This is a genomic window from Photorhabdus heterorhabditis (assembly GCF_001280945.1).
Lineage (GTDB): Bacteria > Pseudomonadota > Gammaproteobacteria > Enterobacterales > Enterobacteriaceae > Photorhabdus > Photorhabdus heterorhabditis.
On sequence record NZ_LJCS01000045.1, the window covers coordinates 1 to 21193 of the forward strand.

Below are 21193 nucleotides of genomic sequence, written 5' to 3' on the forward strand. Positions count from 1 at the left end.
AAAGTTTTATGTTGTAGCGACATAGGACACAAGGAATTCGGTGGTGCGGTAGTTCAGTTGGTTAGAATACCGGCCTGTCACGCCGGGGGTCGCGGGTTCGAGCCCCGTCCGCACCGCCACCTAATTTCTAAAGGAAACCCTGAGAGAAATCTCAGGGTTTTTTTGCGTATAAATATTAAAATCAATAATTATCTTATTATATTTGATAAAATCAGATAGTTTTAGTAGTTCCTTTCTGCATTGAAGGGGTTTTTCTCGTGGTAAAGAAAACCTATGCAATAAGATATGTCGCTGGACAACCTGTTGAACGTGTCTTTCCTATGTCAGCTCATCAGCTTGGGAAATTATTGCCTGTAGGAATACCCTTGATTACTGATACAAATGGACTTAGGGTTGTTGTCTGGAATATCTATAAACAGCAGCGCCCTTCATGGCGAAAAGTTTTGAAGGAACTTGCTAAAGAAAGCCAGTTAATTTTATTACAAGAAGCGCAAACAACTCCTGATTTAGTTGAGTTTGTTACTTCAAATTATCTGACGGCTGATCAAGTTCCTGCGTTTGTATTGCCACAACATCCCTCTGGTGTGATGACATTAGCAACTTCTCATCCCATTTATTGTTGTCCATTGAGAGAGAAAGAGCCTCTTTTGCGTTTATCTAAATCGGCTCTTATCACCGTTTATCCTTTACAGGATAATCGCCAGTTAATGGTTATCAATGTACATGCGATAAATTTTAGTTTTGGTGTAGATGTATATAGCCGTCAACTGAATAATATTGGTGCTCACGTTCGTTTACATCATGGCCCGGTAATTATGGCTGGTGACTTTAATGCATGGAGTAAGCAGAGATTAAATGCTTTGAGACGGTTTGCCCGATATTTGCATCTCAACGAAGTTTCTTTTATTGATGATTGTCGAACAATTGCGTTTGGAAGACCTTTGGATTTTATTTTTTACCGAGAGTTAAGTATAGCTAATGCTACTGTTATACCTACCGACGCTTCCGATCATAATCCTCTTATTGTAACTTTTTATTAATATTTTGAGAATATATTTTTATGAAATGGATTTTTATTTATAGTAAATTCTTGTTTGATTTAATATTTTGAAAAATAAGGATAATTTATTCTTTTGATAATGAAATAATGTCTCGTGAGATTAAATTAATTTCTTCATTATATCTACTATTATAATTCTGTATTTATATGTTGTTTAATATATTTTTTAAAATTAGATTCTCGATATTTTAATGTAATTTATAATTTTCATATTGTGAAAATAAATCAGACTTACTATTTAAATAATAATAATATAAACATTAAGGACGATAGGAATAAATGCCAGAATAATCTGGCATTTATTGGTATAAATTATTTATTTGGCTTAATGAGGTTTGGGATTATTTTTCTTTATACTCAAGAAATAGATGATTGATAATAAAGCTATCCATATAATTCCCACAATTAATGCAATACGGGTTTTCTCGAAATAGCCTAGCAATATAATGACAAATACCATAAAGATAATTGTTAACGCTGGGGCTATTGGCCACATAGGAATAGGGAATTTTAGCGTTTTAACTTCTTCCTTACTCATTTTTCGGCGCATAGCAACCTGAGAAAGTAGGATCATCAGCCATACCCACACAGTGGCAAATGTTGCGATAGAAGCAATGATAATGAAAATTTGTTCTGGGATTAGATAGTTGAGTATAACACCAACCAATAGGACAACTGACATGACTACAACTGTCATCCATGGTACACCATTACGGCTCAGTTTGGTGAATGATTTAGGTGCTTGTCCTTCTTGAGCCATACCATACATCATACGGCCAGCACCAAAAATATCGCTGTTAATCGCCGAAACTGCGGCAGTAATAACCACGATATTAAGAATATTCGCTGCGGAATTGATGCCCAGACTAGAAAAAATCTGTACGAATGGGCTACCTTCCTGACCTATCTGATTCCACGGATAAATACACATAAGAATAAACAGAGTTAATACGTAGAACAGCAGGATACGGAAAGGAACAGCGTTGATTGCTTTTGGAATAGTTTTTTCAGGATTTTTGGCTTCGCTAGCCGTAATACCAATGACTTCAATACCCCCAAAAGCAAACATTACAATGGCGAGAGAAGCTATCACACCACTAATACCATTAGGCATAAAACCGCCATATTCCCATAAGCTGGAAATGCCGGTTACGTGGTCTGTTTGTTGGCCGAACCCATATATCATAATGGTCATACCTCCAACAATCATGGCGATAATTGCAGTGACTTTTATAATAGAAAGCCAGAATTCCATTTCGCCAAAGATCTTCACATGGCAAAGATTAATTGCGCCAATAAAGCAGACAATACTCAATACCCAGATCCATTGTTCCACATGAGGGAACCAAAGCTTCATATAAAAGCCGAATGCAGTAACGTCAGCCAAGCAGACGATAAGCATTTCGAATATATAATTCCATCCGGTCAGAAATCCTGCCAAAGGACCGAGATAATGGCTGGCATAGTGTGAAAAAGAACCGGCTACTGGATGGTGAACAGCCATTTCACCTAATGCACGCATCACCATAAATACGGCAGCACCGCCGATTAAATAGGCGAGTAATACGGCTGGGCCAGCTTGCTGGATAGCAGCTGCGGAGCCATAGAACAGCCCAGTGCCTATTGCGGAACCTAATGCCATAAAGCGGATATGCCGCCCGGTTAGACCCCGTTTCAGCTGAGTTTCATTATTCTGCATTATTTATTCCTGTCACTTTCTCAGTGCTAGATATATTTTAAGCACACAATGCCCCGACGAGCTGTATGTTAGCCAAGTGAAGCAAACCGTGTACCTTACCATAAAGATTGATGTTCGCGGGATAGATATCTGCAATAATGCGCTCTTACCTAATGAAACCAGAGATTTTTATGTTTTACCCGATTAACGAAGTATTTCAGACATTGCAGGGAGAAGGTTTTTTCACGGGAGTCCCGGCAATTTTTATTCGTCTGCAAGGGTGTCCAGTCGGTTGTAGCTGGTGTGATACTAAACACACTTGGGAGAAAAAAGCTGAAAAACAGCGGATGTTGGAGACAGTCTTACTGAAGACGGGTGAAAGTGATGAATGGGGTGAAGCATCACCTAAGCAAATTGCAGCACTTTTTGTTCAACAGGGATATACCGCACGCCATGTTGTGATTACTGGTGGTGAGCCTTGTATTTACGATCTTGTTCCTCTGACTGAAGAATTGGAAAACCTTGGCTATCAATGTCAGATAGAAACCAGTGGTACGTATCATGTTAAATGCTCTGCGGCTACTTGGGTGACTGTTTCACCAAAAGTTAAAATGCGTGGTGGTTATCAGGTATTGCAGCAGGCTTTGCAAAGAGCTAATGAAATAAAACACCCGGTTGCACGGGAAAGAGATATTGAAGCATTGGATGAGTTATTGGCGACATTAGATGACAACTCATCGCGTATTATTGCGTTGCAACCGATTAGCCAGAAAGAAGATGCCACTCGTTTATGTATTGAAACTTGTATTGCCCGCAATTGGCGGCTTTCTATGCAAACACATAAATATCTGAATATTGCCTGAGAAGAGATTACTGCACTAGAGATTTCCTGGTGCAGTAACTTATTTTATTTTCCGCGGAAAATGCAGCCTGCATTACAGGTTTCTTTCACCATAACGGCACTTAGTTGTGGAACTTTGGGTTTAACTTTAGCCCAAATCCAGGCTGCCAGTACTTCGCTGGTCGGGTTTTCTAGCCCAGGGATATCATTTAGGTAGTGGTGATCTAGCTGTTCCCAAACAGGTTTAAAAATAGTTTTTAGATCAGCAAAGTCCATAATCCAGCCACTATGAGGATCTACTTCCCCGGTAATTTCCAGCCGTACTATAAACGAATGCCCATGTAGACGCCCGCATTTATGGCCTTCTGGAACATGTGGCAGACGGTGGGCGGCTTCAAATTGAAAGTCTTTAAAAATCGTTGTGCTCATAGTGGTTCTCCCTGACTTCAAAAAACCCGTTATTCTACCCGATCTTCTGAATTAAACCCGGTTTTTTCCTTTTTTTGCAATTGTCCTTATTAACTGTTTTATAGGTATATTAAATCTGTAAATATGGTTAGGCGTTTTGGTTATTTGATATTGCGATAGTTTCTTTAAATAGTGACAAGTTGCTGAGATAACCTTACTAACTATCCCTATTTATTAAAAATAACGGACACTGGTAACCGTAAAGGGCAGCATAGGATAATGAGCATAAAACCACCTTCAATTTCACTTCTTCCGGTTTCGCCTGAACAACTAGCGCGTTTGCAATCGGCAATTGGGGATTTTTCTTCAAATCAATTAGCTTGGTTGTCTGGTTATTTTTGGGGAATGGTGAATCAACAGTCACAGTCTCAGGTTGTGGCTTCGGCGGCACCGGTACAAGAGACAATTACATTAATTTCAGCTTCACAAACAGGTAATGCTCGTCGTTTAGCTGAGCAACTGCGTGATACTTTGTTGGCAGAAAAGCTCAATGTTAATTTGGTCAATGCTGGTGATTATAAATTTAAGCAAATTGCTCAAGAGAAGATATTAATAATTATTGCTTCTACTCAAGGGGAAGGAGAACCTGCCGAAGAAGCGGTTGCACTATATAAATATCTTCATTCTAAAAAAGCACCAAAGCTGAGTGATACTGCATTTGCAGTTTTTAGTCTGGGTGATATTTCTTATGAAAAATTCTGTCAGGCAGGAAAAGATTTCGATAACCGTTTGAATGAACTCGGTGCTCAACGGCTGCTGGATCGTGTAGATGGTGATGTGGAATATCAAGAGGCCGCAGCCCAGTGGCGTAAGCAATTAACTGAAATCCTGAAACAGCGTATTCCTGCTCAGACAGAGACTGTAATTGTTTCTACACAGAGCAGCTCGGTAAATGAAGTTTTCTCAACGTCTTATACTAAACAAGCACCACTGACCGCTGCCTTATCAACCTGCCAGAAAATAACTGGCCGTGGTTCTGATAAAGATGTCCGCCATATTGAAATTGATCTGGGAGATTCAGGTCTGCGTTATCAGCCTGGTGACGCTTTGGGAGTTTGGTTTGAAAATGATCCAGATCTGGTGGATGAAGTTTTGAATCTGCTCTGGTTGAAAGGAACAGAACCTGTTGAGATTAATGGACAGAAATTATCATTAACAGAAGCGCTGATCAGCCATGTTGAACTCACTCAAAATACCAGTGTGATTGTAGAAAAATATGCTGTTCTGGCGAAAGATGAAAAGTTGCTTTCTCTGATTGCTGATAAACAGGCATTGCAGCAATACGCTCACAATAAACCTATCGCCGATATGATAAGAGAAGCGGCTTCTCAGCCCGAAGCACAGCAGTTTATTGATTTACTGCGACCGCTGACACCAAGGCTCTATTCAATTTCTTCCTCCCAGGCTGAAGTGGAAAATGAAGTTCATATTACAGTAGGTGTCGTTCGTTATGAAATTGATGGACGCGCTCGCACTGGCGGTGCGTCCGGCTACTTAGCGGATCGTTTGTCAGAAGAGAGTGACATTCGTATTTTTATTGAACATAACGACAATTTTCGTTTGCCGACCGATCCACAAACACCTGTCATTATGATTGGGCCGGGAACCGGGATTGCCCCATTCCGGGCATTTATGCAGCAAAGAGATGCAGATGGAGCAGAGGGGAAAAATTGGCTGTTCTTTGGTAATCCACATTTTACTGAAGATTTTCTCTATCAAGTGGAATGGCAGCGTTATGTGAAAGAGGGCCTGTTAACCCGCATTGATCTGGCATGGTCCCGCGATCAGCAGCATAAAATTTATGTACAAGACAAACTGTGTGAGCAGGGTGAAGAAGTATGGCGCTGGATAAAGGAAGGTGCACATCTGTATGTGTGCGGTGACGCAAACCGCATGGCGAAAGATGTAGAGCATACATTGCTAGATATTATTTCTAAGCATGGTGGCATGGATATCGAACAGGCAGATGAATTCTTAAGTGAACTGCGCCTTGAGCGCCGTTATCAGAGAGATGTGTACTAATGAGCGATAAACAACATGGTCCTTTGATTGTCGAAGGTAAGCTGGCTGACAGTGAGCGAATGAAGCGAGAGAGCAACTTCTTGCGAGGTACGATTAGCGAAGATTTAACTAATGGCTTGACAGGAGGTTTTGAAGGGGACAATTTCCTGTTGATTCGTTTTCATGGCATGTATCAGCAGGATGATCGTGATATCCGTGCCGAACGAGCAGAGCAAAAGCTGGAACCACGTCATGCAATGATGTTGCGCTGTCGTTTGCCGGGTGGCGTTATTACACCACAGCAATGGCTGGGGATTGATAAATTTGCAGAAGAGAACACGCTCTACGGTAGTATCCGGTTGACTAATCGCCAGACATTTCAATTTCATGGCATTTTGAAAGGAAATGTAAAACCGGTGCATCAGTTGCTGAATCAGGTCGGTTTGGATTCGCTTGCGACGGCGAATGATGTTAACCGAAATGTGCTTTGTACCTCAAACCCTATTCAATCAGAGCTGCATCAGCAAGCTTACGAATGGGCAAAGAAAATCTCAGAACACTTGCTGCCACGTACCCGTGCTTATGCTGAACTCTGGTTGGATAAAGAAAAAGTTGTGACGACTGATGAAGAGCCGATTCTGGGGCCTACTTATTTGCCGCGTAAATTTAAGACCACGGTAGTTATTCCTCCGCAGAATGATGTTGATCTACATGCCAACGATCTGAACTTCATTGCAATTTCAGCAGATGGCAGGTTGGTTGGTTTTAATGTGCTGGTGGGTGGTGGTTTAGCAATGACTCACGGCGATAAAAATACCTATCCGAGTTTGGCGAGTGAGTTTGGCTATATTCCGCTTGAGCATACACTGGCGATTGCTGAAGCTGTGGTGACAACTCAGCGTGATTGGGGTAACCGGACTGAGCGTAAAAATGCCAAAACCAAATATACGTTGGAGCGGGTTGGCGTTGACACTTTTAAAGAAGAAGTGGAGAAACGCTCAGGTGTGAAATTCGAAGCAATTCGGCATTATGAATTTACTGGTCGTGGTGATCAAATTGGGTGGTTAAAAGGAATCGATGATAAATGGCATTTGACACTGTTTATTGAGAATGGTCGCCTCTTAGATTACCCTGGTAGACCGTTGAAAAGTGGCATTGCTGAAATTGCAAAAATTCACAAAGGGGATTTTCGTCTGACTGCCAATCAGAACTTAATCATTGCGGGAATTCCTGAAAGTGATAAACAACGAATTGAAACTATCGCCCGTGAACATGGGTTGATTAACGATAAAACCACTGTCCAGCGCGAAAATTCAATGGCTTGTGTCTCTTTCCCAACTTGTCCGTTGGCAATGGCTGAAGCAGAACGTTTCTTACCAGAATTTGTCACTTATGTTGAACAGCTGATGAGTAAACACGGTATTGGTGATGAACATATTGTTTTACGGGTGACAGGTTGTCCGAATGGTTGCGGGAGAGCTATGTTGGCGGAAGTGGGATTGGTGGGTAAAGCGCTTGATCGTTATAACCTCCATCTTGGTGGTAATCGGATCGGTACCCGTATTCCACGCATGTATAAAGAGAATATCAGTTCGGAAGAGATCTTATCCATCATGGATAAACTTATCGGACGCTGGGCTATAGGTCGGCAGCCAAATGAATGTTTTGGTGATTTCTTGATCCGCACAGATATTATTAAGCCAGTACTGGATTCGGCCCGTGATTTTTATGATTGGCAGGAGGTGGTATGAGCCAATTCAGTTTATCTCAATGTGTCAGTATGACCGCTGAACAGCAAGCGCAATCACTGGCGGAGATTAATCTTCGGCTTGAAATGATGGATGCTCACCAGCGGGTAAACTGGGCATTGGAAAATTTGCCAGGGGAATTTGTTCTTTCCTCCAGTTTTGGTATACAAGCGGCGGTATGTCTTCATTTAGTGACACAAGAATATCCTGATATTCCGGTCATTCTTACTGATACCGGTTATCTATTCCCTGAAACTTATCAATTCATAGATAAACTCACAACGCAGTTAAAACTGAATTTACAAGTATTTAGTGCTGAGCATTCTCCGGCCTGGCAGGAAGCGCGTTATGGGAAATTGTGGGAGCAAGGCGTAGAGGGAATAGAACGTTACAATCAGATGAATAAAGTTGAACCAATGAATCGGGCTTTGAAAAATCTGAGAGCACAAAGTTGGTTTGCTGGTTTACGCCGTCAGCAATCTGAAAGTCGATCAAAATTACCGGTTTTGGCTGTACAGCGCGGAGTATTTAAGATTTTGCCGATTATCGACTGGGATAACCGGCGCGTGCATCAATATCTGACAAAGCATGACTTGGAATATCATCCATTATGGGAACAAGGTTATATTTCTGTTGGTGACATCCATACAACTCAAAAATGGGAACCGGGTATGAGTGAAGAACAAACCCGTTTTTTTGGCTTGAAGCGAGAATGTGGGTTACATGAGAATTAAAAACCCAGTATTTCCTGAGTGGGATTGATGATCAAGCCCTCGCTTTGTTTTAAGGCGAGGGTGATGATTAATATAAATAGTCTGAAAGACAATTTAGTCCTGATGTGTAATGGATTTTTACGCGTGTTTCATTCGTTCATTTAAAGTTTCAATGATGAACGCATTCACCGAAATCTGGTGCTCGGCTGCTGCACAATGCAATCGCTCTCCAAATGATTCGGGGTAGCGCAGAGTAAATGTTTTGATTTTTTCTTGCCTTGCATAAGGTTCAATACCTGATGCGCTACAATCTTCAATATATTCATGTAGAGATATTTTGCCCTCATCTTGCAATCCCTGAATACTATCAGAGACAAAATCACAATAACCAGACAGCCCTAAAAATTTACCCCTGAACATGCCAATTTCTGGCACGTAGCTAATAATAGCCTGCTGTCCGGCTATTACCATTGTATTTTGTACTGTCATCTTCATGGCTTAACTCCTATGCTTTCTAACCATTCTCGTAGGCTGACGACGGCTCCTTTGTCAGTATCTGGTGAGGGATGTGGACGGTGAAACCTGGAAAGACTACCGCTTAGCAACAGCCTGCAACGTGAACCTTTCCCCTCTTTAACCTCACCTCCCAGAGCGATTATGAGTGATTCCACGTCAGACCACTTAATTCCCGCAGGAACAGGCATTTTAAATATCTGCTCCAACGTATTTTTTTGCCTCTTCCTGAGCATTGAAACCTATTCTTTCATTTCTCGTATTGCTTTCTGTGAAGTCAGATTATGAAGTTATATTGAACTCAATGACATATGAAGTCAAATTTTGAAGTCATTTATTTTTCCTGCCCTTAGCGATTTAGTGCAAAAAAACACACTAGCCCTGTTCTAGAGAGGTTGGCTATATTCCATTACAGAACTATTAATTCCTTTTTATCATTTTATAACTTGACCACCGACTCATATATTCATTCGAAACAGTTTCATTACTTATAAATATTTCACTGGATATCAAGGGCAATTGTGGATTACTTACCGATATTTGTTGAACTTAAAGGGCGGTTTATATTACTTATCGGTGGTGGAGAGGTGGCGGCACGTAAAGCAACCCTACTACTACGGGCAGGTGCATTATTACGGGTTGTAGCCCCTGAGTTGTGCTCAGAATTACAACAGCGTTATCAAGTGGGGGAGGTGGAATGGGATCAGAGAGAATTCCAACCTGAATATCTTGATGGCATCTTTTTAGTGATTGCCGCGACTGATAACCATGCTCTTAATCATCGGGTCTTTGCCGAGGCTGATAAGCGCGGTATTTTGATCAATGTGGTTGATGATCAGTCTCATTGCTCATTTATTTTTCCATCAATAATTGACCGTTCGCCAGTTCTGGTGGCGATTTCATCAGCCGGAAAAGCGCCGGTATTAGCACGTTTAATCCGAGAAAAGCTGGAAGCGTTACTTCCTTTCAGTCTTGGTACGATGGCGAAAATTGCCGGCAATTGGCGTGAACGTGTGAAACAGCGATTAACTTCTATGCGCCAGCGCCGCTCTTTTTGGGAACACGCTTTCAATGGACGTTTTGCTATGCTGGTTGCAAACGGCCAGATCCAACAAGCGGAAAAGCAGCTTGAACAACAACTGGAACAGCCTGATTTACCGGGAGAACTGGCTTTGGTTGGGGCAGGTCCGGGTGATCCGGGATTGCTGACGTTAAAGGGATTACAGGTTATTCAGCAGGCTGATGTGGTACTTTATGATCATTTGGTCAGCAGAGATGTATTGGATCTGGTTCGCCGTGATGCAGATAAAATTTGCGTTGGTAAAAGAGCGGGCAATCACTCTGTTTCTCAGGCGGAAACTCATCGGTTAATAGTGAAATTTGCCAGACAAGGGAAAAAAGTAGTTCGTCTTAAAGGTGGTGATCCCTTTATTTTTGGTCGCGGGGGAGAAGAGTTACAAGTTGCAGCATCAGCAGGTATTCCTTTTCAGGTCGTACCGGGAATTACTGCCGCTATCGGAGCGACTGCGTATGCCGGAATTCCGCTAACTCACCGGGAATATTCGCAGAGTATCACTTTTATTACCGGTCATTGCCGAGAAAATGGTAATGAATTGGATTGGCAGGCTTTGGCCGGAGGTCATCAGACACTGGCGATTTATATGGGAACGGTAAAAGCCGCCTTGATAAGTCATCAACTTATTTTACATGGGCGAGCGGAAGATACACCCGTGGCCGTTATTGGTTGTGGTACTCGCCCAGAACAGCAAGTATTGACAGGCACTTTGCTCGAACTGGAACAGTTAGCACAGCAGGCACCGTCACCGGCCTTACTGGTAGTGGGTGAGGTTGCTCAACTCCACCATCAGATAGCTTGGTTCGGGCAACAACCTATTGCCACGGTAAGCCGTCCGGCAGTAGTCGATTTTGCATAAGGGAGTCGTAATGGACGAGAAAAGATTGACACACTTGCAGCAACTTGAAGCTGAAAGTATCCATATCATGCGGGAAGTGGCCGCAGAGTTTGAGAATCCGGTGATGCTTTACTCCATTGGTAAAGATTCTTCAGTCATGCTTCATCTTGCGCGTAAGGCGTTCTATCCGGGAACACTGCCATTTCCTTTATTGCATGTGGATACAGGCTGGAAATTCCGCGAGATGTACGAGTTCCGCGATCGTACCGCTAAGAATTATGGTTTTGAACTATTGGTGTATCGCAATCCGCAAGGGGAAACCATGGGAATAAACCCATTTATTCATGGTAGCGCTAAACATACTGACATCATGAAAACGGAAGGATTGAAACAGGCATTGGATCAATATGGTTTTGATGCAGCTTTTGGTGGCGCTCGTCGTGATGAAGAAAAATCGCGTGCCAAGGAGCGTATTTATTCATTCCGTGACCGTTCTCATCGCTGGGACCCTAAAAACCAGCGTCCTGAATTGTGGCGTAATTACAACGGCCAGATTAACAAAGGTGAAAGCATTCGAGTGTTCCCGCTGTCTAACTGGACTGAACTGGATGTTTGGCAATACATCTATCTGGAGCAAATTGATATCGTTCCTCTCTATTTTGCCAAACCACGCCCGATACTGGAGCGTGATGGCACACTGATTATGGTTGATGACGACCGGATCGATCTGAAACCTGGCGAAGTTATCAGCCAACGCAAAGTACGATTCCGTACTCTTGGTTGCTGGCCACTAACAGGAGCGGTGAAATCCGATGCTGAAACACTGCCAGAAATTATTGAAGAGATGCTGATATCTACGACAAGTGAGCGGCAAGGGCGGCTGATTGACAGTGATCAATCTGCTTCTATGGAACTGAAAAAACGTCAGGGTTATTTCTAAGGAGAACGACCATGTCAGCACTTGCACAAAATGAAGTTATTGCTCATCAAATTAAACAACAGGGTGGTGTGGAGGCTTATCTGCGTGCTCAACAGGATAAAGGATTACTGCGTTTCTTGACCTGTGGCAGCGTGGATGATGGTAAAAGTACGCTGATCGGACGTCTGTTACATGATACCCGTCAGATCTACGAAGATCAGCTTTCAACCTTGCAAAATGACAGCAAACGGATCGGTACCCAAGGTGAAAAATTGGATCTGGCTTTGCTGGTGGATGGTCTTGCCGCAGAGCGCGAACAGGGTATTACCATTGATGTGGCTTATCGCTATTTCTCAACAGAAAAACGCAAATTTATCATTGCTGATACACCGGGCCATGAGCAATACACCCGCAATATGGCAACTGGCGCATCGACTTGTGATCTCTCTATTCTGTTAATTGATGCCCGTAAAGGTGTTCAGGAGCAGACTCGTCGTCATAGTTTTATCAGTACATTGCTGGGAATTCGCCACTTGGTGGTTGCCGTGAATAAAATGGATCTGATGGAATACTGTCAGGAAGTTTTTGATCAGATCAAACAGGATTATATGAATTTCGCCGCTCAATTGCCGACAGATTTGGTAGTTTATTTTGTTCCGATCTCAGCACTGGATGGCGACAACATTGTCACCAGAAGTACCAATATGGCTTGGTATGAAGGGCCAACATTGTTGGATATTCTTGAAATCGCAGATGTGAAGAAAGAAGCATCGAAGCAGTTATTACGTTTCCCGGTACAATATGTCAGCCGGCCTGATCTCGATTTTCGTGGTTACAGTGGCACTCTCTCATCTGGGGTTTTGCGTAAGGGGCAGAAAATTAAAGTCATGCCGTCCGGTGTAATCTCTCAAGTGGCGCGGATCGTAACGTTTAATGGTGATTTGGATTTTGCTGTCCCTGGTGAAGCAATCACCGTGGTATTGAAAGATGAAGTCGATATCAGCCGGGGAGATCTCCTGATTTCTGCTGATGATGAAATGATTGTTACTCGGCATGCGTTGGTGGATGTGGTATGGATGTCTGAACAGCCTTTGGTGCAGGGACAGAATCTTGATATCAAAGTGGCGGGTAAAAAGAGTCGTGGAAAAGTTGAAAATATTCAGTATCAAGTGGATATCACTAGCCTGACACAACGGGTCACTGTTAATTTGCCCTTGAATGCAATCGGGTCGGTGGAATTTTCTTTTGAGGAACCATTAATGCTCGATAGCTATCAACAAAATAGTGATACTGGCGGCATTATTTTTGTTGATCGGCTGACTAATGTTACTGTTGGCGCGGGTTTGGTACGAGAAATTCAGACAGATGTTTATGAAGGACCAAAAGAATTTAGTGAATTTGAACTGGAATTGAACCGGTTAATTCGTCGCCATTTCCCGCACTGGGGGGCCAGAGATTTACTGGGAGGTAAATAAGTTGGCTGACATTGAAAATTTGGTGCCGAAAAATGTGGTCTGGCATGCACATCAACTGACCAGAGCGCAGCGAGAAGCTGAAAATGGACATCCTGCACTGGTTATTTGGTTCACAGGTTTATCAGGTTCTGGGAAATCCACTGTGGCCGGTGCTTTGGAACAGGCACTGTTTCAACGAGGAATAAAAACTTATCTACTTGATGGCGATAATCTGCGTCATGGCCTTTGCAGTGATTTGGGCTTTTCTGAACAGGACAGGCAGGAAAATATCCGCCGGGTGGGTGAAGTTGCCAATTTGATGGTAGATGCGGGTTTAGTCGTGCTGACTGCTTTTATTTCCCCTCATAAAGCAGAGAGGCAAAAGGTTCGTGAACTACTGGAGCCGGGGCAATTTATTGAAGTTTTTGTCGATACGCCGTTGGAAATCTGTGAATCCCGTGATCCTAAAGGATTATATAAAAAAGTTCGTGCGGGTGAAATTCGTCATTTTACGGGGATTGATTCAGTTTACGAGGTTCCTGAGCACCCGGAAATTTACCTTTCAGGCCAACAACCTGTTGAAGCATCGGTGGAACAGTTGCTGATGGAACTGGAAAAGCGTGGAATTATACGTTTAACAGTTAATAACGCATAACATTCATATATACCTAATAGATTTCAAGATGGATCGCGACGGCCAGGGAGCGAATCCCCGGGAGCATAGATAACTATGTCATAGAGAACTCTGTGACCGGGGTGAGTGAGTGCAGCCAACCAAGAGGCAACTTGAAAGATAACAGGTATAAAGCACATTATTAAACTTCTGTGATGTGCTTATGTAATAACTTCATTCAACTATTTTTTCCCCTATCATGTTTTGTGATAGTAGCGTCATTCTTTGAGTTATGGGATGATTGACAGATATTTCAGGGGGCGGAAATGGGTAAGCTAACGCTGCTATTACTGGTTTTACTCGGATGGTTACAGTATTCACTGTGGCTTGGCAAAAACGGTGTTCATGATTATGTGCAGATTAAGAATGATGTTGCTGCGCAAGAACGCAAGAACAGTAAACTTAAAGTGCGCAATGCTCAGCTATCGGCGGAAATTAATGATCTCAATGGTGGGCAGGAAGCTATTGAAGAACGAGCCCGTAGTGTACTGGGTATGGTAAAACCTGGTGAGACCTTCTATCGTTTAATCGCTGATAAATCTAAAGAAAACACTTCACTGCCCTCGACACCTAATAATACTCAATAATCAAAATGAACAATCTATTACTTCGTTCCTGTGCTGATATTATTGCTTTGATACCAGCTGCGGGTATTGGCAGCCGAATGAATTCGGATTGCCCAAAGCAGTATCTGTCTATTGCTGGAAAAACTGTTATTGAACATACCTTAGCTGCATTACTTGGTCATCCTCGTATTCAGCGCATTGTGGTTGTTTTAAATCCCGCTGACACTCAGTTTCAATTCCTTGACGTTGCTTCAGATCCACGCATTACTACGGTAACCGGTGGTGAACAGCGTGCAGATTCTGTATTAGCTGGTTTAAATTATTTGGCTCATTTGGCCGAAAATAATCATTGCTGGGTTTTGGTACATGATGCAGCTCGCCCCTGTTTACACCACGACGATCTTGAACGTTTGCTACAACTAACAGAAGCAGAGGTGCGGGGAAATATGGCATGTGGTGGTATTTTGGCATCTCCGGTCCGCGATACGATGAAACGTGGACGGGTTGATCAGGCGGTTATTGACCATACGGTAGAACGTCAAGATCTCTGGCATGCACTGACACCGCAGCTTTTTCCATTGATGTTACTGAGAGATTGCTTGTCAAAAGCACTTTCGCAACACGTCAACATCACTGATGAAGCTTCTGCATTGGAGTATTGTGGTTATCAACCAGTATTGGTTAACGGGCGTTCTGACAATATAAAAGTTACGCGCCCTGAGGATTTGGCATTGGCAGAATTTTATCTGTCCAGAAAATGTAAGGAGCAGGCATCATGAGAATCGGACATGGTTTCGATGTGCATAAATTTGGTGGTGAAGGGCCGATTATTATCGGTGGTGTCCGCATCCCTTATGAACAAGGACTACTGGCGCACTCTGATGGTGATGTTGCGCTACATGCAGCAACAGACGCCTTGTTAGGAGCTGCGGCATTGGGTGATATCGGTAAATTATTTCCTGATACTGATCCCGCATTTAAAGGGGTGGATAGCCGTAAGTTATTACGTGAAGCCTACCGTCGTATCAGAGAAAAGGGTTACCGGATTGGTAATCTGGATATCACGATTATTGCGCAAGCACCAAAAATGCTGCCGCATGTTCCGCAAATGAGAGTCAATTTGGCTGAAGATCTGCAATGCCACCTTGATGATATCAATGTAAAAGCCACAACCACCGAAAAATTGGGATTTGTTGGGCGTAAAGAAGGTATTGCTTGCGAAGCGGTTGCTTTGCTGGTTAAGGAATAATTGATGGTATTAGCTGAATTAAACTGGCTGTATGGACAACCGGAAGCAACTGGAATATTAAAAGCTTCGCCGGAAGATTTTATTGTCTGCGAAGATTTGGGGTTTTCTCCTGACGGAGAAGGAGAACACTTGATGGTACATATCCGTAAAACGGGTTGTAATACTCAATGTGTTGCAGATAATCTCGCCCGTTTTGCTGGAGTATCCTCTAAATCGGTTAGCTATGCGGGTTTAAAAGACCGTAATGCAGTGACAGAACAGTGGTTTTGCTTACACCTACCGGGTAAACAGAACCCTGATTTTGCATCGTTTCAGCTTGAAGGGTGTGAAATTCTGGCGACAGAACGTCAGAAACGTAAACTTCGTATCGGCGCATTGAAAGGAAATTCATTCACACTGATTTTACGCGAAATCAGTCATCACCAGTTTGTTGAAAACAGATTACAGCTGATTCAGCAAGGTGGAGTTCCTAATTATTTTGGTGAACAGCGTTTTGGGCATGATGGACAAAATCTGGTTCAGGCGCAGCGTTGGGCAAATAATGAGATTCGGGTAAGAGAGAGAAATAAACGCAGTTTTTACCTATCAGCCAGTCGCAGTGCTATGTTTAATACGGTGGTCAGTGCGCGGATTGCTCGGGATCAGCAGCGGCAAGTGATTAATGGTGATGCTTTACAATTGACAGGGCGTGGCAGTTGGTTTGTTGCTAATGAAGTTGAGTTGCCTATATTGCAACAGCGGGTAATTGACAATGAACTACGGATAACGGCTCCTCTGCCTGGTCATGGTGAATTGGGAACACTGCATCAATCTGCGGATTTTGAGCGGCAATGTTTGCAGCCCTATGAATCGTTATGGGAACTTATTAAGCGTGAAAGAGTGGATTGCTCCCGCAGAGCCATACTGGTGCAACCTCAGCACTTGAGCTGGGAATGGTTAGATAATGCCACTGTAAAAGTCAGTTTCTGGTTGCCAGCTGGTAGTTTTGCTACCAGTGTGGTCAGGGAAATCATCAAGCAGGATCAAAATGATGTTACGAATATTACTGAGTAATGATGACGGTGTCACTGCACCAGGGATTCAGGTTTTAGCGGCAGCTTTACGGGAAAGTTATCATGTGCAGGTTATTGCGCCTGACCGTAACCGGAGTGGTGCATCAAATGCATTGACACTTGATCGTTCGTTAAGAATTAATACGCTGGAGAATGGCGATATATCGGTATTGGACGGTACACCGACAGATTGTGTCTATCTTGGCGTTAATCGCCTGGTTCTCCCTCGCCCGGAAATTGTTATTGCTGGTATTAATCGAGGTCCTAATCTTGGGGATGATGTGATTTATTCCGGTACAGTTGCTGCTGCAATGGAAGGCCGTCACTTGGGATTACCTGCTTTGGCTATTTCACTTGATGGCGAACGGCATTACGAAACAGCGGCAGAAATCACATGTCGTTTGCTGCAAATGTTACAAACAACGTCTTTGAGAGCGGGTAATATTCTGAATGTGAATGTTCCTGATCTGCCACTTGAGCAAATTAAAGGTTTTCGAGTTACACGTTGTGGTAGTCGTCATGCCGCGGAAGAAGTCTATTCCATGCAAGATCCAAAAGGGAATACACTTTACTGGTTGGGGCCGCCAGGAGATAAACGTGATGCCGGTCCTGAAACAGATTTTGCAGCTGTAGAGCAGGGGTATGTATCCATTACGCCATTGCAGGTAGATCTGACTGCGTATAAAGCGCAGGAATTAGTGAAAGATTGGTTAATTAAAGCTGAGGTTAATGGAGAATGCTGAGTAGTCGGGCAATGCAAAATTTGCTGACACAATTGCGCCAGCAGGGAGTAAACGATGAGTGTTTACTGGCAGCTATTTCAGCTGTGCCCAGAGAACGTTTTGTCGATGAAGCGCTGGCTCATAAAGCTTATGAAAACACCGCCTTACCTATAGGTTATGGGCAAACGATTTCTCAGCCTTATATTGTTGCTCGCATGACTGAACTGCTTCAATTAACACCGGATGCTAAGGTGCTGGAAATTGGTACCGGCTCCGGTTATCAGACGGCAATATTAGCTCGTTTGGTTAAACATGTTTTCTCGGTAGAGCGGATAAAAGGTTTACAATGGCAGGCTAAACGTAGGTTGAAACAGCTTGATTTACATAATGTTTCAACCCGTCATGGCGATGGTTGGCAAGGGTGGCCGTCGCGTGGGTTGTTTGATGCTATCATTGTGACCGCAGCGCCTCCGTATATCCCACAAGAACTTATGTCCCAGCTTTCTGATGGTGGTGTTATGGTTTTGCCCGTTGGTGAGCATACACAGCTTCTTAAGTCGGTGAAACGTCATGGCAATGGTTTTCATAGCGAAGTGATCGAAGCTGTACGTTTTGTCCCTCTTGTGCAAGGGGAATTAGCTTAATTTCTTAGCCTATTACAACTATTTTTCAATTAATGGTTATATCTGCTTTAATAAGCGAAATATTTTTGTTTTGAGATTTTTGTGGTTATGTATGATCTTTAAGAATTGTTGGTTTTTACGCTTATATTTGCCGTTATGGGGGAAGGAAGTATGAATTCAGGAAGCCCAATGAAAAAAATACAGCGGATTGTAACTTGTTCATTGATAGGAATCTGGTTAGTCGGCTGTGCAAATACACCGACTCGCCCTGCGCCTATCACCAGTGTCGATCAGGAACAAAATCGGAGTATCAGTCGTCCGGTAATATCTTCTGGCAGCTCTGCTATATCTACACCAATGGCATCTTCACCTTCATCAATTAGTGCTACTGGTGGAGATTCACAAGGGGGAATAGTTTATAACCGCAATTATGAAAATATTCCTAAAGGTAGCTATAACGGCAATACTTACACAGTAAGACATAGTGATACTCTGTTTTATATTGCATGGATTACTGGCAATGATTTTCGTGATCTTGCGAGCAAAAATAATATTTCAGAACCTTATAGTCTAACGGTGGGGCAGACTTTGAGGACGGGTAATAGTGGGATTTTAACCACTTATAACCATAATCAAATTCAAACAACCCTGGTTGATTCTCAATCAACTAATGCGTATCCTGCAAATTCTGGAAAACAAAAGAGTGTAAAAATGTTGCCACAGGCAACGACCTCAACAATAAACAATACGTATGTAAAGTCACCGACGACAACCGTAAGCAGTGTTGTTAGTCATTGGATGTGGCCTGCTGAAGGTAAAGTGATTGAGAATTTCTCTGATACCCAAGGGGGTAACAAAGGGATTGATATTGCAGGTAGTCGTGGTCAGTCAGTATTTGCGACATCAGGTGGTCGGGTGGTATACGCCGGAAATGCCTTACGTGGATATGGAAATCTGATAATTATAAAACATAACGATGACTACCTGAGTGCCTATGCTCATAACGATACAATGCTGGTTCGTGAGCAACAGGATATTAAAGCAGGGCAGAAAATTGCCACTATGGGTAGCACCGGTACTAGCTCTGTAAGATTACACTTTGAAATTCGTTACAAGGGAAAATCCGTAAACCCGCTGCGTTATCTTCCGCAGCGATAAACTGGGCAGAATGCTGAATTCTGCCTGCATTATCTCGGGTAGGGGCAGCTTATGAGCCAAAATACGCTGAAAGTTAGTGATTTGTATGATGATGCGGATTTAGATGAAAGCGGTATTGAAGCTGACGACTTCGATGAGAAATTATTGAAGAATGGTGAGGATGACCTAACTGATCTTGAGAATGACTTAGATGTATTGCAGGGTATGAACCAGCGAGTTCTTGATGCAACACAGCTTTATCTCGGAGAGATTGGTTTTTCTCCTCTGTTGACGGCAGAAGAAGAGGTTTTTTTTGCAAGGCGGGCATTACGTGGTGATGTATTGGCCCGCCAGAGAATGATTGAAAGTAACTTGCGATTGGTTGTTAAAATCTCCCGCCGTTACAGCAACAGAGGCTTAGCCCTTCTTGATTTGATTGAAGAAGGTAATCTTGGTCTTATCCGTGCTGTTGAGAAATTTGACCCGGAACGTGGATTCAGGTTTTCTACCTATGCAACATGGTGGATTCGGCAGACTATTGAACGGGCTATTATGAATCAAACTCGTACTATCCGGTTGCCTATTCATATTGTTAAAGAACTTAACGTCTACTTGCGTACTGCAAGAGAACTTGCCCATAAATTAGATCATGAACCCAGTCCAGAAGAGATAGCAGAAAAACTGGATAAATCGGTTGATGATGTCAGTCGTATGTTGCGATTGAATGAACGTATTATTTCGGTTGATACACCAATTAGTAGCGATTCTGACAAAGCACTATTGGATGTTTTATCAGATGAGAATGAAACAGGGCCGGAGGGAACAACACAGGAAGATGATATGAAAAAGAGTATCGTCAAATGGTTGTTTGAATTAAATTCGAAGCAACGTGAAGTATTAGCGCGTCGTTTTGGTCTCTTGGGCTATGAAGCGGAAACTTTGGAAGATGTGGGCAAAGAGATCGGTTTGACAAGGGAAAGAGTGCGTCAGATCCAGGTCGAAGGCTTGCGACGTTTAAAAGATATTATGCAAACCCAAGGTTTGAATATTGAATCATTGTTCCGTACTTAATTGTTGAGTAGTTTAGCTACTTGGGTTCTGAAGAGCTGTTATCCCTGTTTTTGCATTGTTGATGCTTGGTATTATCAGGTTCTTCAGTACCCGGTGGTTAATTATCTCTAATCTAGAGCGGTCTACACGGGTTATAATTATAAGCGAGTTTCTTATCATTCTATTAGTAATCACCAAAGATTTTATCTGTACTTACAGAATCGATCGGCCTACCTACCCATATCGCAGCGTCTACAAAGCAATTTAAATGATATTAGTAACGAGTTTATGTAAGAGAATTGTGAGTTTATTGTCATAGATGTTGTGTTTTCTATTACCATGAAATCGGTTATCTTTCTGTTTCGGTCAATCGCTTATAGGCTATAGTGCATTTTCGTTGGCGAGAAAGATGCCTGCTATAGCAACTGACTATCCTTATGGGAAACTTTACTTATAATCGATTCTGTTATGCATTAATAAATTTAATGACAAATATATTTTTGCTGATAATATAGGGCCGGTTTTATGAGTGAAAGCAGAAATAAGCTATTGACTGATAGAATAGGAGTCAGATTCGCTGTGTAATATTGCTAATGGTGGAAAAAACAGAGCGATAACAATTATCCCTTAGTTTTGTGGGTAAATGAATATCAGCGAAATAAACAAAATTTATAGAGGATATTAGCACTGGAATGTGCGATACAGCCATTTTTCATAAGGTAGTGGGTTATTGAATAATCAAATACTCAGTTTTTTCAGCAGCTTATTATGCTATAAACCGTATTCTACGGATTTTTTCGATTTGGCTTTTAT

Annotated in this window: 21 protein-coding genes and 1 tRNA gene; 18 read left to right on the forward strand and 4 right to left on the reverse strand. The window is 42.5% G+C overall.

Annotated elements, in window-relative coordinates; translation table 11 throughout:
* Positions 1 to 42 precede the first annotated feature (42 nt).
* Positions 43 to 119 (forward strand) — tRNA-Asp (locus AM629_RS14655).
* A gap of 138 nt (positions 120 to 257) precedes the next feature.
* Positions 258 to 1040, forward strand: a complete 783-nt coding sequence (locus AM629_RS14660; RefSeq protein WP_054480024.1) for an endonuclease/exonuclease/phosphatase family protein — start codon at positions 258 to 260, stop codon at positions 1038 to 1040.
* 345 nt (positions 1041 to 1385) lie between these two features.
* Here AM629_RS14660 and AM629_RS14665 read toward each other — a convergent pair whose 3' ends face one another.
* A complete protein-coding gene (locus AM629_RS14665) occupies positions 1386 to 2759 on the reverse strand; it encodes an L-histidine transporter HutT (protein WP_054480025.1) in 1374 nt (457 codons plus the stop codon).
* A 170-nt stretch (positions 2760 to 2929) separates the two neighbouring features.
* Here AM629_RS14665 and queE point away from each other — a divergent pair, with 170 nt between their 5' ends.
* A complete protein-coding gene (queE, locus tag AM629_RS14670) occupies positions 2930 to 3601 on the forward strand; it encodes a 7-carboxy-7-deazaguanine synthase QueE (RefSeq protein ID WP_054480026.1) in 672 nt (223 codons plus the stop codon).
* A gap of 44 nt (positions 3602 to 3645) precedes the next feature.
* Here the strand turns inward: queE and queD are convergent, their stop codons facing one another.
* Entirely contained in the window at positions 3646 to 4008 is a 363-nt protein-coding gene (gene queD, locus AM629_RS14675) for a 6-carboxytetrahydropterin synthase QueD (protein WP_054480027.1), read from the reverse strand.
* A gap of 258 nt (positions 4009 to 4266) precedes the next feature.
* Between queD and cysJ the strand changes: the two genes are divergently transcribed.
* The 3 genes from cysJ to AM629_RS14690 are packed head-to-tail and all read left to right on the forward strand — an operon-like array spanning position 4267 to position 8530.
* A complete protein-coding gene (gene cysJ / locus AM629_RS14680; RefSeq protein WP_054480028.1) occupies positions 4267 to 6069 on the forward strand; it encodes an NADPH-dependent assimilatory sulfite reductase flavoprotein subunit in 1803 nt (600 codons plus the stop codon).
* A complete protein-coding gene (cysI, locus tag AM629_RS14685; RefSeq protein ID WP_054480029.1) occupies positions 6069 to 7799 on the forward strand; it encodes an assimilatory sulfite reductase (NADPH) hemoprotein subunit in 1731 nt (576 codons plus the stop codon). The genes cysJ and cysI overlap by 1 nt, the downstream gene beginning before the upstream one ends.
* Positions 7796 to 8530: a phosphoadenylyl-sulfate reductase gene (locus AM629_RS14690; RefSeq protein ID WP_054480030.1), complete on the forward strand. Its 735-nt coding sequence runs from the start codon at positions 7796 to 7798 to the stop codon at positions 8528 to 8530. The genes cysI and AM629_RS14690 overlap by 4 nt, the downstream gene beginning before the upstream one ends.
* A 117-nt stretch (positions 8531 to 8647) precedes the next feature.
* Here AM629_RS14690 and AM629_RS14695 read toward each other — a convergent pair whose 3' ends face one another.
* Both AM629_RS14695 and AM629_RS14700 read right to left on the reverse strand, forming a co-directional pair.
* The gene (locus AM629_RS14695; protein ID WP_054480031.1) at positions 8648 to 9004 is read right to left on the reverse strand and encodes a type II toxin-antitoxin system HicB family antitoxin; all 357 of its coding nucleotides are present in this window, start codon (positions 9002 to 9004) and stop codon (positions 8648 to 8650) included.
* Positions 9001 to 9258, reverse strand: coding sequence for a type II toxin-antitoxin system HicA family toxin (locus AM629_RS14700; RefSeq protein WP_152912009.1), 258 nt, complete (start codon positions 9256 to 9258; stop codon positions 9001 to 9003). Before AM629_RS14700 ends, AM629_RS14695 begins: the two co-directional genes overlap by 4 nt.
* A 285-nt stretch (positions 9259 to 9543) precedes the next feature.
* Here AM629_RS14700 and cysG point away from each other — a divergent pair, with 285 nt between their 5' ends.
* The 12 genes from cysG to rpoS all read left to right on the forward strand — a co-directional run bounded on the left by cysG (position 9544) and on the right by rpoS (position 20401).
* Complete coding sequence (gene cysG, locus AM629_RS14705; protein WP_054480032.1) at positions 9544 to 10956, forward strand: siroheme synthase CysG; 1413 nt, start codon at positions 9544 to 9546, stop codon at positions 10954 to 10956.
* 10 nt (positions 10957 to 10966) lie between these two features.
* Complete coding sequence (gene cysD, locus AM629_RS14710; RefSeq protein ID WP_054480033.1) at positions 10967 to 11875, forward strand: sulfate adenylyltransferase subunit CysD; 909 nt, start codon at positions 10967 to 10969, stop codon at positions 11873 to 11875.
* Between the two features lie 11 nt (positions 11876 to 11886).
* Complete coding sequence (cysN, locus tag AM629_RS14715; protein WP_054480034.1) at positions 11887 to 13329, forward strand: sulfate adenylyltransferase subunit CysN; 1443 nt, start codon at positions 11887 to 11889, stop codon at positions 13327 to 13329.
* 1 nt (position 13330) lies between these two features.
* The gene (gene cysC / locus AM629_RS14720; protein WP_054480035.1) at positions 13331 to 13963 is read left to right on the forward strand and encodes an adenylyl-sulfate kinase; all 633 of its coding nucleotides are present in this window, start codon (positions 13331 to 13333) and stop codon (positions 13961 to 13963) included.
* A 284-nt stretch (positions 13964 to 14247) separates the two neighbouring features.
* Entirely contained in the window at positions 14248 to 14568 is a 321-nt protein-coding gene (ftsB, locus tag AM629_RS14725) for a cell division protein FtsB (RefSeq protein WP_054480036.1), read from the forward strand.
* Positions 14569 to 14573: 5 nt separating this feature from the next.
* Entirely contained in the window at positions 14574 to 15326 is a 753-nt protein-coding gene (ispD, locus tag AM629_RS14730; RefSeq protein ID WP_054480037.1) for a 2-C-methyl-D-erythritol 4-phosphate cytidylyltransferase, read from the forward strand.
* Positions 15323 to 15796, forward strand: coding sequence for a 2-C-methyl-D-erythritol 2,4-cyclodiphosphate synthase (ispF, locus tag AM629_RS14735; RefSeq protein WP_054480038.1), 474 nt, complete (start codon positions 15323 to 15325; stop codon positions 15794 to 15796). Before ispD ends, ispF begins: the two co-directional genes overlap by 4 nt.
* Before the next feature lie 3 nt (positions 15797 to 15799).
* Positions 15800 to 16849: a tRNA pseudouridine(13) synthase TruD gene (gene truD, locus AM629_RS14740; RefSeq protein WP_054480039.1), complete on the forward strand. Its 1050-nt coding sequence runs from the start codon at positions 15800 to 15802 to the stop codon at positions 16847 to 16849.
* Complete coding sequence (gene surE / locus AM629_RS14745; protein WP_054480040.1) at positions 16827 to 17591, forward strand: 5'/3'-nucleotidase SurE; 765 nt, start codon at positions 16827 to 16829, stop codon at positions 17589 to 17591. The genes truD and surE overlap by 23 nt, the downstream gene beginning before the upstream one ends.
* Entirely contained in the window at positions 17585 to 18214 is a 630-nt protein-coding gene (locus tag AM629_RS14750) for a protein-L-isoaspartate(D-aspartate) O-methyltransferase (RefSeq protein ID WP_420806677.1), read from the forward strand. Before surE ends, AM629_RS14750 begins: the two co-directional genes overlap by 7 nt.
* Before the next feature lie 168 nt (positions 18215 to 18382).
* Complete coding sequence (gene nlpD / locus AM629_RS14755) at positions 18383 to 19351, forward strand: murein hydrolase activator NlpD (protein WP_054480041.1); 969 nt, start codon at positions 18383 to 18385, stop codon at positions 19349 to 19351.
* Positions 19352 to 19402: 51 nt separating this feature from the next.
* On the forward strand, positions 19403 to 20401 hold the full coding sequence (gene rpoS / locus AM629_RS14760) for an RNA polymerase sigma factor RpoS (protein ID WP_054480042.1): 999 nt from the start codon (positions 19403 to 19405) through the stop codon (positions 20399 to 20401).
* The last annotated feature ends 792 nt before the right edge of the window (positions 20402 to 21193 follow it).